The sequence below is a fragment of the Herbaspirillum lusitanum genome, assembly GCF_026127345.1.
Taxonomy (GTDB): domain Bacteria; phylum Pseudomonadota; class Gammaproteobacteria; order Burkholderiales; family Burkholderiaceae_D; genus Herbaspirillum; species Herbaspirillum lusitanum.
On sequence record NZ_QXFG01000010.1, the window covers coordinates 491964 to 504825 of the forward strand.

The following is a 12862-nucleotide window of genomic DNA, read 5'->3' on the forward strand; positions in this document are numbered from 1 at the left end:
GCCAGAGCCGCTAGCGAATTTTCAGTATCTCAGCCAGCCAGTCGACAAACACGCGCACGCGCGGCGACAGATGGCGGTTGTGCGAGTACACGATCGCCACCGGCAACGGCGGCGGCTTGAACTCCGGCAACACTTCTTCGATCACGCCCTGCGCCAGCAAGTCCTCGGCGCCCAGCAAAGGCGCCTGCACCAATCCCAGCCCCGCCAGGCAACACGCCATGTAAGCTTCCGAGCTCGCGACCGATACCTGGCCGCGCAGCTTCAGTGTCTTCAGCTCGCCGTTCTGCATGTATTCCCAAGGCAGCTCGCGGCCGGTGCGGCTGGAAAAATAATTGATCATTGTGTGCTGCTCCAGCTCGGCCAGCGTACGCGGGCGGCCATGGCGATCGAGATAGGCCTTCGAGGCGCAAGTGATCTGTTCCATCGCGCCGATGCCGCGCGCAATCAGCGTCGAATCGCTGAGGATGCCGACGCGCACCACACAGTCGACGCCTTCGCCGATCAGGTCGACGAAGCGGTCGCTGGCGTTGAGCTTGACGCGAATGTCGGGGTAGCGCGCGAAAAATTCCGGCAGGCGCGGAATCACGTTCCTGTGCGCCAGCCGCTCGGGCAAATCGACGCGCACCACGCCTTGCGGCTGCTCGTTGTCGAACAGATTTTCGACATCCTGGAATTCCGCCAGCAAACGCTGGCAGCGCTCAAGGTAAGCCGCGCCGTCGTCGGTCAGCGTGACCTTGCGCGTAGTCCGTTGCAGCAGGCGCACGCCGACGCGTTTTTCCACCGCCTGGATGGCGTTGGTCACCGTCGCCGCCGGCAAACCCATCTGCTCGGCAGTCTTGCTGAAGCTGCCCAGCTCGGCGACGCGCACGAATACTTCCATTGCCTGCAAGCGATCCATAATAATTATTAATATTCGAATAAAGAAATCATTTTAACGCCGTTTATTCGAAATTCAATAAGTCCAATAATACCGTCCATGCGCCAAAGAACGGCTGCTGTCGCCTAACTCCGAGAGGCACCGATACGCCCCCTCATTTTCGATTGGAAGGAATCATCATGGAACACCGCATACTCGGCCGCAACGGCCTGTCTTCGTCGGCTCTCGGCCTCGGCTGCATGGGCATGTCCGATCTGTACGGCCCGGCAGATGAACAAGCCGGCATCGCCACCATCCACGCCGCGCTGGACGCCGGCGTCACACTGCTCGACACCGGCGACTTCTACGGCATGGGACACAACGAAATGCTGATCCGCGAGGCATTGCGCGGAGCAGGCAGCAAGGGCGGAAACAGTCGCGACAAGGTCCAACTGAGCGTGAAATTCGGCGCCATGCGCGACGCCGGCGGCAACTGGGTCGGCATGGACAACCGCCCGGCGGCAGTCAAGAACTTCCTGGCCTATACGCTGCGTCGTCTCGGCACCGACCATATCGACATCTATCGTCCGGCGCGCCTCGATCCGTCCGTACCGATCGAAGACACCGTCGGCGCTATTGCCGAAGAAATCAAGGCCGGCCGCGTGCGTCATATCGGCTTGTCGGAAGTCGGCGCAGACACCTTGCGCCGTGCTCATGCCGTGCATCCGATCACCGATTTGCAGATCGAATATTCGCTGATCTCGCGCGGCATCGAAAAGGACATCCTGCCGACCTGCCGCGAACTGGGCATCGGCATCACGGCCTACGGCGTGCTGTCGCGCGGCCTGATCAGCGGCCACTGGGATCCGTCGCGCCAGCTGGCGGCGAACGACTTCCGCAGCCACAGTCCGCGCTTCTCGGGCGACAACCTGGCGCATAACCTGTCGCTGATCGACGTGCTGCGCAGCGTCGCCGCCGACAAGCAAGCGACACCCGCGCAGGTCGCAATTGCGTGGGTGCTGGCGCAAGGCAGCGACATCGTGCCGCTGGTCGGCGCGCGTCGCCCGGAACGCCTGGCCGAGTCGCTGGGCGCCCTCAAGCTCACCTTGACCGCTCAGGACCTGGCGCGCATCGAAGAAGCCATTCCGGCCGATGCTGCGGCGGGCGATCGTTATGCCGCGCATGCGATGGCGCATCTGGACAGCGAGAAGTAGGCCATCGCTCTACGCCTCACCCGGCCGCTTAAAACAAATTGAACTGGCCGGACGGCGACGCCCGTGCGGGCCGTGCGGGCGCCAAGAACTGGGAGGCATCGAGCATGTCGAACCAGCCGCGCTCATGCATGCCGCTGCGCTGCACGGCTTTTTCAAAACGCTGGCGTATCAGCTCGGCCCACACTCCTTCGCCGCGCATGCGCGTGGCGAAATCGGCGTCGTTGTCCTTGCCGCCGCGCATCTCGCGGATGCGGTTCATGACGCGGTTGGCGCGCTCCGGAAAGTAGGTCTGCAGCCACTGCTGGAACAGCGGATTGACTTCCCACGGCAAGCGCAGCACGGTGTAGCCGGCACGGCGTGCGCCGGCCTCCGCGGCAGCCGCGACGATCGCCTCCAGTTCCGGTTCGTTGATGAAAGGGATCACCGGCGCGACGCTGACGCTGACCGGAATGCCCGCCTCGGCCAGCGTGCGGATCACGCGCAGGCGACGCGTCGGCGTGGCCGCGCGCGGCTCCAGCTTGCGCGCCAGCGCCGGGTCGAGCGTGGCGATGGTGACGGCGGCGATCATCTGGCGCCGCCCGGCCATCGGCGCCAGGATATCGATGTCGCGTTCGATCAGCGAGGACTTGGTGATCAGCGCGGCCGGATGACGGCAGTCGCTCAGTATCTGCAACACGCGTCGCGTGATCTGCAGCTCGCGCTCACATGGCTGGTAGGCGTCAGTGTTGATGCCGACGGTAATCGTCTCGGGTATATAGGACGGCTTCGCCAGTTCGCGCAGCAGCAATTCGGGGGCGTTGGTCTTGGCAAAAATCCTGCTCTCGAAATCCAGTCCCGGCGACAGACCGAGATAAGCATGCGTGGGCCGTGCGAAGCAATACACGCAGCCGTGCTCGCAACCGCGATATGGGTTGAGCGAGGCATTGAACGGCAGATCGGGCGACTTGTTGCGGCTGATGATGGTTTTGGCGGTCTCTTCCGTGACGATGGTGCGCACGGTTGCCGGTTCTTCTTCGCCATTTTCGGAGTCGGGCACGCCCCATCCGTCGTCGAAGCCGACGCGCTGCTCCACCTCATAGCGTCCCTGTATGTTGCTGACCGCGCCACGTCCCTTGCGCGCGTCGAACACGCGCGTGAACGTCTCGCCTTCGCTCTCGCGGACTTGCGTAATCTGCAACGGCACTTTGCGGTAACCGGACTTGCTCATGGGATCATTGCCTTGGCATTTAATACTGTGTTTATATACAGTATTTTAACCAATACCGCGATTGCCGTCACTCATCACGGAAGCATTGCTTCAGTTCATGAAGCGCGCATCTTTGGTCATAGTGGCAATGTCCACGTACATCGACCCCAGATGATTGGTCGGGGAAAAATTGACGACGTAGCCGCCGCCGTCATAGTTGCGTGCATTGATGCCTTCCAGTGCGCGAATCAGGCGCTCCCGGGTCAGATTGCGGCCCGCTCGCCTGAAGCCTTCGACCAGCACGCGGGCGGCGATGTAGCCCTCCAGGCTGGTAACGGTGAATTCCTCGTAACCCGCTTCGGCCATGCTCTTGCGATATTCGGCGACCAGCGGCATCGAAATGCGCCATGGCAGCGGCACCACCTGCGTGACCAGGATACCGTGCGCCAGATCGCCCAGTTCGCTGGCCAATTGCTTGGTGCCGACGAAAGACACGGCAAAGAACTGCCCGAGGAATCCCCGACTGCGCAAGCCGTGTACGATGCGCGCGTTGATCTGGTAGTCGGCGTTGACCAGCATCACGACGTCGACTTGTGCGGCCAGCGTCTTGTCGATCAACGGAGTCAGATTGACGCCGGCATGATTGATGCTGATGCTGGTCAGCTCGATCGCCTCGCGCCGCGCGCGATTCTCGATGTCCTGCTTGATCGACACGCCGTATTGATCCTGCTGATACACCAGCGCCAGCTTGCGTATGCCGAGCCCGTTCATGTTGCGCAGGAAGTAGGCATGCTCATCCACATAACTGGCGCGGATCGAGAACAGATAACGGTCAAAAGAGGTATGGAGCGCGCCGCCGGTGAAGGGGGCAAAGAAAGGAACACGTGCCCGTGAGGCGATTTGCAATCCCGCCTGGCTGGTCGGCCAGCCGACAAACCCGAACAGGGCGAATACCCGGTCCTGCTCTATCAGTTGCCGTGTGTTGTAGGCGGCGAGGGATGCCGTGTACTGGTCGTCGCGCGTGAGCAGCTCAATACGCCTGCCGTGGACGCCGCCTTGCTGATTGATCTGGTCGAAATAGACTTTGGCGCCGATCAGCGCCTGGCGCGCGTAGTGCGCCATGGTGCCGGACATGCCGGCGGATTGCCCAAGGAGAATCCTGGTAGCGGAAACGCCGGCGTCGGCATGTGCGGGGGAGAACAAACACGTTGACAACAAGATCGGAAGAATTCGAAACAACCATCGAAGCTGCCCCGACATGCGATCTCCCCTTCACGGTGTTATACCGCTTCCGCTCCTGTCTCGCCGGTGCGGATGCGAATGACCTGTTCGACTTCCTGTACGAAAATCTTGCCGTCGCCGATCTTGCCCGTGCGCGCCGCCTTGATGATGGCGTCGACCACCGGTTCCACCACGCTGTTGTCGACCACCACTTCGATCTTCACCTTGGGCAGAAAATCGACGACGTATTCGGCGCCGCGATACAGTTCGGTATGGCCCTTCTGACGGCCGAAACCCTTGACTTCGGTGACCGTCAGTCCGGTGACGCCGACTTCGGCCAGCGACTCGCGAACTTCGTCCAACTTGAACGGTTTGATGATAGCAGTGACTTGCTTCATGGCTATTCCCTCCTTATAAAATGTCGCAGAAAATCGAATTAAATCAATGAAAGTTTTTACTAAACACTCTTATTTATGCGCAAAGAGCAACGTAATGTTATTCGTGGAATCTTGACGTAATCGGATATCGCCAGTCGCGGCCGAACGCTCTGTGGGTGACCCGGATACCGACCGGCGCCTGGCGCCGCTTGTATTCGTTGATCTTGATCAGGCGCGTGATGCGCTCGATATCGCCCTTCTGGTAGCCGGCTCGCTCGATCTCGCCGATGCTGAGATTCTCTTCCATGTACATCTGCATGATGGCGTCGAGCACTTCATACGGCGGCAGCGAATCCTGGTCCTTTTGGTCGGGCCGCAGCTCGGCCGACGGCGCACGCGTGAGGATGCGTTCCGGAATGACTTCGGAAATGCTGTTGCGGTAAGCGCACAAACGATAGACCAGTGTCTTGGCGATATCCTTGATCACCGCGAAGCCGCCGGCCATGTCGCCGTACAGCGTGCAGTAGCCGACCGCCATCTCGCTCTTGTTGCCGGTGGTGAGGACGATGGAACCGTATTTGTTGGACAGCGCCATGAGCAGCGTGCCGCGAATGCGCGCCTGGATGTTTTCTTCGGTGGTGTCTTCCTTGAGTCCCTTGAACTCTTCGGACAAGGTGCTGCGGAAGGCCGAAAAACAATCGTTGATCGAAATCTCGTCGTAGCGGACCTTGATCCGTTCGACCATGTCGCGCGAGTCGATCCAGGAAATATCGGCGGTGTAAGGCGACGGCATCATGATCGCGCGCACCTTGTCGGCGCCCAGCGCATCGACCGCGACGGCCAGCGTCAGCGCCGAATCGACGCCGCCGGACAGGCCGATCAGCACGCTCGGGAATCCATTCTTGCCGACATAGTCACGCACACCCAGCACCAGCGCCTGGTACACCTGCGCCTCGATCGACAGCGCCGGCGCCATCTGCGGATTGCGGATCTGCACACCGTCGAATTCGATGACCTGCAAATCTTCCTCCGCATGCGCCAGGCTGGCGACCAGCTCGCCGGCGATATCCATGGCGAAGGAATTACCGTCGAAAATCAATTCATCCTGGCCACCGACCAGGTTGGCGAACACCAGCGGCATGCCTTGTTTGGTGACGTTGTCGCGCATCACATCGAGGCGCAGCAACTGCTTGTTCATGTGGTACGGCGAACCGTTCAGGATCAGCAGGACTTGTGCGCCGGCTTCCTTGGCGCGGGCAGGCGCGCGCGGGAACCAGGTGTCCTCGCAGATGTTGATGCCGAATTTGGTGCCCTTGACGTCGAACACCAGCGGCGTTCCGTCCGGGGTGAAATAGCGCTTTTCGTCGAACACGCTGTCGTTGGGCAGTTCCAGCTTGTGATAGCTGCCGGTGATTTTGCCGTTGAGCAGGACCGACGCCGCATTGAAGCGCGCACCATCTTTGAGCGCCGGGTGGCCGACGACGACGTGCACGTCTTTCAACCCGGCCAGCTCGGCCGTCAGCGCTTGCAACGCTTCTTCGGTTTTTGCGTAGAATGCCTGACGCAGCAGCAAGTCTTCCGGCGGGTAACCGACCAGCGACAATTCCGGCGTGAGGACGATGTCCGCTCCCTGCGCTGCAGCGCGCCGTGCGAATTCGACGATTTTGTTGCGATTACCCGAGATATCTCCAACGGTGCTGTTGATCTGGGCGATGGCGACTTTGACTGACATGATGGCAACGAGTAAAAATGACGGTAAGAAAATGACGAAGAGTAAGGACGCCACACCTGTGCCGGGGAGCTGCACGCAGTGAACGCAGAGTCTCATTATCGCACGCGAATCATTTCTTCTCTGGCAGAAGTTGGCCAGCCGGCATGGGATGCGCTGCTTGCCGCCCAGGTCGACGCCACCCCGTTTTTGTCCTACGCTTTCCTGCATGCGCTGCATGAAAGCGGCTCTGCCGCCAAGGACACCGGCTGGGAGCCGCAATACCTGACGCTATGGCAAGGTGATGCCTTGCAGGCTGCCTTGCCGCTTTACCTGAAATACCACTCCTACGGCGAGTACGTGTTCGACTGGGCCTGGGCCGAAGCCTATGAGCGTCATGGCCTGCCCTACTACCCAAAGTTGCTGTCGGCGATTCCGTTCACGCCGGTCAGCGGCGGCCGGCTTCTCGCGGTTGACGACATCGCGCGCCAGGCGCTGGTGCAGGCGCTGCAGCAACTTCAGGAAGCGGCGCAGACGTCCTCCACCCACGTGCTCTACCCTCCGGCAGCAGAGGCGCAGACGCTGGCCGAAGCCGGTTTCATGCTGCGCAGCGGCGTGCAATTCCACTGGCATAACGAAGGCTACCGCGACTTCGCCGAGTTCCTGGCGACGCTGGAACGCAAGAAACGCAAGAACATCCTGGCCGAACGGCGCAAGGTGGGCGAAGCCGGCGTCACGTTCCGCCATCTGCGCGGCGACGAAGCCGGCGAAGGCGACTGGCGCTTTTTCCACCGCTGCTATCGCCACACTTACGCGGCACACCATTCGACGCCTTACCTGAACCTCGATTTTTTCCTGCGCATCGCCGCCCAGATGCCGCAGCACCTGCTGCTGACCGTGGCCTATCGCGACGGCAAGCCTGTCGCCTCGTCGCTGGTAGTCTATGATGACGACGCCTTGTACGGCCGCTACTGGGGTGCGCTGGAAGAAATCCCCTGCCTGCATTTCGAAACCGCCTACTACCAGCCGCTGGAATTCTGCATCGACAACAAGATCGCGTGGTTCGAAGGCGGCGCCCAGGGCGAGCACAAGATGGCGCGCGGTTTCCTGCCGCAGAAAACCTGGTCGGCGCACTGGCTGGCGCATCCCTCGTTTGCCGACGCGGTGGAACGCTTCCTCGAACGCGAAGGCGGCGGCATCGACGATTACCTGAGCGAACTGAACGAACGCAACCCGTTTCGAGATACGGCTTGATATCCGCCTTGCGATCCAACGCGACTTCGATCGGCACAAAAAAGCGCACCCTTGAGTGCGCTTTTTTATCGGCAATGCCTGGACTGCAGATTACTTGGCTTGCTGCTTCTTGTAGGCTTCGACGCCCGACAGGATTTCCGCCTTGGCCGATTCCGGGCCTTCCCAGCCGTCGATCTTGACCCATTTGCCCTTTTCCAGGTCCTTGTAGTGCTCGAAGAAATGCTGGATCTGCTTCAGGCGCAGTTCGTTCATGTCTTCCGGCTTTTGCCAGTGCGTGTAAATCGACAGCACCTTGTCGACCGGCACGGCCAGCAACTTGGCGTCAACACCGGCTTCGTCGGTCATCTTGAGCACGCCGATAGGACGGCAACGCACCACCACGCCCGGGAACAGCGGGAACGGCGTGATCACCAGCACGTCGACCGGGTCGCCGTCTTCGGACAGGGTTTGCGGAATGTAGCCGTAGTTGCACGGATAGTGCATCGCGGTACCCATGAAACGGTCGACGAAAATGGCGCCGGTATCCTTGTCCACTTCATACTTGATCGGATCGGCGTTCATCGGGATCTCGATGATCACATTGAAGTCGTTGGGCAGGTCGCGGCCGGACGGGACGTTATTCAGGCTCATGGTGCTTTCTCGTAAAGAAATGAAGGGATGGAAAAACCCAAGATTATAACGGCATTCAGGCCGCCAACCTCAATCTGCGCCGAATCCGGGCGCTCTTGAAAGCAGGCAATAAAAAGCCGCCGGGGCCTTGCGGCGACCCGGCGGCTCTTTTGATCGTGCAAAAACTAGCGGATCGCCGTCGCCAGCGCGCATTGCTTGTAATGCGCCGCAGCCTGTTCGTGCTGGTCGAGCGCATCATGCAGTTGCCCCAGGCTCAGGTGCGATTCGCGCACGGTGCGCGGCTCGAGAGCATCGGACAAGGCTTGCTCCAAATGCCGCTGGGCCTTGCCCCACAGCTTCTGGCGCAGGCAGAACATGCCCAGCGTCAGCGCCAGTTCGGCGTCGGTCGGACGCTTCGCCAGCCAGGTTTCACAGCGCTCGATCTGCGCCAGCAGCGCGGGCGAACCGGCTTCCGCGGTCGAATCACGGTAGGCGCGGATCAGGCGATCATCCCACTCGGCGGCCAATGCGCGTTCCAGCAGCGTGCGCGCTTCATCGTGCAGGCCGCGGCTGCTGAAGGCTTGGGCGGCCCGGGTGGCGATGTAAGGCTTCAGGCGATCGGCGTTGGGTATTTCTGCCCACAGGCGACGGATCGATTCCGCATCGTGAGACCGATCCGACAGCAAGGCATCGTAAGCCATTTCGCGCAGGCGATTGGACAAGGCCGGATGCAGCGCATTGCGCTTGTCCAGCGTTTGCACCAGACGCAGCACTTCGGGCCAGTTCTTGGCTTGCTGGTTGGCCTTGAGCGCCCATTGCAGCGCCTGGATGTGGCGCGTGCCGTTGGCGTTGAGCTCATCGACGGTGTCGAGCGCGGCCTTGAACTGGTGATCGTCGACCAGCAATTCCAGCGTCGTCATCAGGCGCGCAGCCTTCAGGCCGTTGTCGCCGTCGGTGCTGGCCAGCCAGATGTCGCGGCGCTCGGTCTGGCGCATGCGGTGCGCCGCACGGGCACCGATCAGCGCGGCGATGCCGGCATTGTCGGGCAGTTCGGCGGCGCGCGTGGCGGCTTTTTCAGCATGGCCGAAGCGGCCTTCGAAGAAAGCTTTCAACGAATCGCGCAAGGCCTTGTTGCCGTCGTTTTCGCGCTTCTGGCGGCGATAGGCGATCACGCGGCCAGGCAGCTTTTGCGTCAGGCGCACGGCGCGGATCAGCACATATAGCGCGATGAACAGCACCACCACCGCGGCCAGGAAGAAGTTGAGCGACAAATCGACGCGGTACGGCGGATAGAACAGCACGACGTTGCCGGGATTGAAACGCGCCAGTACCGCCAGGCCGATGGCGGAAGCAAACAGGGTCAGGAGCCAGAGGAGAATTCGCATATTTCTGTCGTCTTAATTAACGCCGGCCTTTGTAATTGCGCACCGCGTTGATGCTTTCGCTGAGCGTCGGCATCTGGATCGACAGGTTGCTGCCCTGGACTTGCTTCAACATTGCCTGCGTGGTCTGCACTTGCTTGGCGCGGGTGTCGAAGTACTTGGCGATGGTGTCTTGCGCCGCGGCCAGGTCGTTGCGGAACGCGAATTCGTTACGCGAAAGCAGCGCCAGGCGTGCATTGAGCAGGCGCAGCTTGAGGTTTTCACGGGCGTAGTAAGCCTGGGTGGGCGACAGCAGCAAGGCGTCCGGCGTATCGACGCTGCGGATGCGCACCAGTTGCTTCAACTCGGTCCACATCTCGGCGCTGAAGCTTTGCCACTTTTCCTGCGTATCGGCCAGCCAGTCGCTCGACGATGCGTCAGCCGGTTGCCCCTTGCCGTTCGGCTTGGCGGCGGCCTTCGGCGCGGCGCGCATCGGTTGTTTCTTGGGTTCGGTCACCGACACCACCGGTTTTTCGTCGGACAGCAAAGGCATGCTGTCGATCTGGCCGATGATGCTGTCGAGGCGCACGGCGATACCGGGCACGTCGACGGTCGGCAAGGCTTTCAGGCGGTCCAGGTCACGCGCGATGGCGCGACGGATGGCGATGAACTGCGGCTTGTCGGAGCGCGACAGGCTCTTGTCGGCGTTCTGCAAAGCGATCAGCGCGCCCTGCACGTTGCCGGCCAGTTCCAGCTGCTGGCTGGCGGTCGACAGGACTTCTTCGATTTCCGACAGGGCCCAGTCGTCACGGTTCTTGGAGAGATCCTGATAGAGCTGCTCGAGCGCCAGTTGCTGGCTTTGCGACTCGGCCTGCTTGCTGTCGAGCACGCTGACCTTGGCTTGCAATTCCTTGGTGCTTTCCTGGACGGTCTTGAGTACGCCCTTGACCTCGGTGTTGGCGACGTCGCCGGTCTGCAGGCGGCGCGCGACTTCTTCGCGCAGGCTGCGGATTTCGCTATGCGACACCCACCACTGCGCCACGAGCACGATGGCGAGGATCACCACCAGCAAGGTCAGCAGCCGCAGGCGCTTTTTCAGCACGCCATTGTCCGAAGGTGTAAAGGAAGGGAGCACCATGCTCGCCTGCAGTCCGGGATCCGCTTTCGCGTCCGGCTGGTTCTGGTCGGGGGAGGATTGCAGTTCGTTCATGCAGGGGATTGTAACGCGGCAATCAGGCGTTCGTCCCCTGATCCGGTCACGGTCACATGGGAGAAACCCAGCGAGTGCGCTGTTTCAGCGATCCGCTGGTGCGAAACGATGATTTCATTGCGTTGTAGTTTTACCACACAGTCCTGTCCCAGCGCATCGGCCGTGATTTGCCGCAAGTTGCGCAAGGCCTCGGAACTGGTGACTACCCACTCGCTGCCGGCCTCGATCAGGCTGCGCAGGTGCGCCGCCTTTTCGGCGTCGATTTGCGGCAACAGGCGTTGATACGCGGTCACGTGTTCGACCTCGACTTGCCTGTCGCGCAGCATGTCGGTCAGGAAATCCCTCCCGGCCTGGCCGCGCACGATCAGCACACGCTTTCCATGCAGCGCTTCGGGATCGAGCGCCTTGAACAATTCTTCGGAATCCATGCGCGCGCTGTTGCGCGGCGCGTGAATGGTGGCGTGGGCGTCGTCAACGCCGTGACGCCGCAGGGCCAGCCGGCTGCCTTCGCCGACAATGCCGATGGCGACGGCCTGCGGCCATGACGCAATGAACTGGAACGCAGCGTCGATGGCGTTGGGGCTGACGAACACCACCAGCGCATATCGTTCCAATACAGACAGCACGCGCCGCAGCTCGGTGCTGTCGGCCACCGGTGCGATTTCCAGCAAGGGGAAAATCACCGGCATGCGGCCGATTGCCGTCACTTGCGTGGCGAACGCGCCAGCCTGCGCCAAGGGACGCGTGATGACTACCGGCCTGGAAGCGAGCTCCTTCACGGCGTTCCCTTCGGTTCAGAGAGTAAAGATGGATGAGAGGAAGGCTGATACGCGGCTGTGGATCATTCAGCCGCGTCGGCCTCTGCCCTGCATGCCGCCAGGATTGCTGCGGCGCCCTGCGTCTGGAGCAAGTCGGCAATCTGCTTGCCCAGCGCTGCCGGCGCATCGGCCGGACCTTCGGCTTCGGCAGCCGCGACCTGCTTGCCGTCCGGCGTCGCCACCAGGGCGCGCATGTGCATGCGATCGCCGGCTATGGTGGCAAAAGCCGCCAGCGGGATCTGGCAACTGCCGCCGAACGTGCGCGACAGCGTACGCTCCGCCGTCACTGCGCGGTCCGTCGCGAGATGGTTGATCGGCGCCAGCACGCGCTGCAAGTCGGTGCGCTCGGCCAGTATTTCGATCGCCATTGCGCCCTGTCCCGGCGCCGGCAGGCTTTGCTCGGGCGCGATGGCGGAGCGGATGCGCGACTCCAGGCCAAGGCGTTTCAGGCCGGCGACGGCAAGAATGATGGCGGCATAGTCGCCGCGGTCCAGTTTGCCCAGGCGCGTATCGAGATTGCCGCGCAACGGCTTGATGACCAGATGCGGATAGCGGGCGGCGATCAGCGCCTGGCGACGCAGGCTGCTGGTGCCGACCACGGCGCCGGCGGGCAATTCATCCAGGCCGGCGTAGTCGTTGGAGACGAAGGCATCGCGCGGATCTTCGCGCTCCAGAATGGCGCCCAGCACGAAACCTCCCGGCAGTTCCATAGGCACGTCCTTGAGCGAATGCACCGCAAAGTCGGCGCGCCCCTCGGCCATGGCGACCTCCAACTCCTTCACGAACAGCCCTTTGCCGCCGACCTTGGACAGAGTGCGGTCGAGGATCTGGTCGCCGCGCGTGGTCATTCCGAGGATGGTTATGCTGCACTGCGGATATAATGCAGCCAACCGGTCGCGCACATGTTCGGCTTGCCACATGGCGAGACGGCTTTCGCGCGAAGCAATGACCAGACTGGAGGGAGGAAATTCTTTCAAGACGGTTCTTCCGGTAGTCGCCGAGTCATCTGTGAAGATGCCCGGCGCATAAAAAATATAAAAAAGTGAGG

Annotated in this window: 12 protein-coding genes; 2 read left to right on the top strand and 10 right to left on the bottom strand. The window is 61.6% G+C overall.

All coding sequences use genetic code 11. The annotated features are described in order from the left end of the window. Nucleotides 1-10 precede the first annotated feature (10 nt). Nucleotides 11-898, bottom strand: coding sequence for a LysR family transcriptional regulator (locus tag DXT88_RS17090; protein ID WP_016833516.1), 888 nt, complete (start codon nt 896-898; stop codon nt 11-13). A gap of 158 nt (nt 899-1056) precedes the next feature. Between DXT88_RS17090 and DXT88_RS17095 the strand changes: the two genes are divergently transcribed. Continuing rightward, a complete protein-coding gene (locus DXT88_RS17095) occupies nt 1057-2070 on the top strand; it encodes an aldo/keto reductase (RefSeq protein WP_016833515.1) in 1014 nt (337 codons plus the stop codon). A gap of 28 nt (nt 2071-2098) precedes the next feature. Here the strand turns inward: DXT88_RS17095 and DXT88_RS17100 are convergent, their stop codons facing one another. The 4 genes from DXT88_RS17100 to DXT88_RS17115 all read right to left on the bottom strand — a co-directional run bounded on the left by DXT88_RS17100 (nt 2099) and on the right by DXT88_RS17115 (nt 6586). Next, nucleotides 2099-3277, bottom strand: a complete 1179-nt coding sequence (locus DXT88_RS17100; protein WP_265215195.1) for a PA0069 family radical SAM protein — start codon at nt 3275-3277, stop codon at nt 2099-2101. Between the two features lie 90 nt (nt 3278-3367). Continuing rightward, nucleotides 3368-4459, bottom strand: coding sequence for an ABC transporter substrate-binding protein (locus tag DXT88_RS17105; RefSeq protein ID WP_265215197.1), 1092 nt, complete (start codon nt 4457-4459; stop codon nt 3368-3370). Between the two features lie 77 nt (nt 4460-4536). Beyond that, complete coding sequence (locus tag DXT88_RS17110) at nt 4537-4875, bottom strand: P-II family nitrogen regulator (RefSeq protein ID WP_007881397.1); 339 nt, start codon at nt 4873-4875, stop codon at nt 4537-4539. A gap of 97 nt (nt 4876-4972) precedes the next feature. Then, nucleotides 4973-6586, bottom strand: a complete 1614-nt coding sequence (locus DXT88_RS17115) for an NAD+ synthase (protein WP_265215199.1) — start codon at nt 6584-6586, stop codon at nt 4973-4975. Nucleotides 6587-6664: 78 nt separating this feature from the next. Here DXT88_RS17115 and DXT88_RS17120 point away from each other — a divergent pair, with 78 nt between their 5' ends. Beyond that, nucleotides 6665-7816, top strand: coding sequence for a GNAT family N-acetyltransferase (locus tag DXT88_RS17120; protein WP_265215200.1), 1152 nt, complete (start codon nt 6665-6667; stop codon nt 7814-7816). Between the two features lie 90 nt (nt 7817-7906). Here the strand turns inward: DXT88_RS17120 and ppa are convergent, their stop codons facing one another. The 5 genes from ppa to hemC form a co-directional block, all read right to left on the bottom strand. Beyond that, nucleotides 7907-8446: an inorganic diphosphatase gene (ppa, locus tag DXT88_RS17125; RefSeq protein ID WP_016833510.1), complete on the bottom strand. Its 540-nt coding sequence runs from the start codon at nt 8444-8446 to the stop codon at nt 7907-7909. Nucleotides 8447-8610: 164 nt separating this feature from the next. Beyond that, nucleotides 8611-9810, bottom strand: a complete 1200-nt coding sequence (locus DXT88_RS17130) for a heme biosynthesis protein HemY (protein WP_265215202.1) — start codon at nt 9808-9810, stop codon at nt 8611-8613. A 16-nt stretch (nt 9811-9826) separates the two neighbouring features. Continuing rightward, complete coding sequence (locus DXT88_RS17135) at nt 9827-10996, bottom strand: uroporphyrinogen-III C-methyltransferase (RefSeq protein ID WP_265215204.1); 1170 nt, start codon at nt 10994-10996, stop codon at nt 9827-9829. Continuing rightward, nucleotides 10993-11775 (bottom strand): uroporphyrinogen-III synthase, encoded by a 783-nt coding sequence (locus DXT88_RS17140; protein WP_029363283.1) that lies wholly within the window; start codon nt 11773-11775, stop codon nt 10993-10995. The genes DXT88_RS17135 and DXT88_RS17140 overlap by 4 nt, the downstream gene beginning before the upstream one ends. A 62-nt stretch (nt 11776-11837) precedes the next feature. Further along, the gene (gene hemC / locus DXT88_RS17145; RefSeq protein WP_265215206.1) at nt 11838-12791 is read right to left on the bottom strand and encodes a hydroxymethylbilane synthase; all 954 of its coding nucleotides are present in this window, start codon (nt 12789-12791) and stop codon (nt 11838-11840) included. Between the last annotated feature and the right edge of the window lie 71 nt (nt 12792-12862).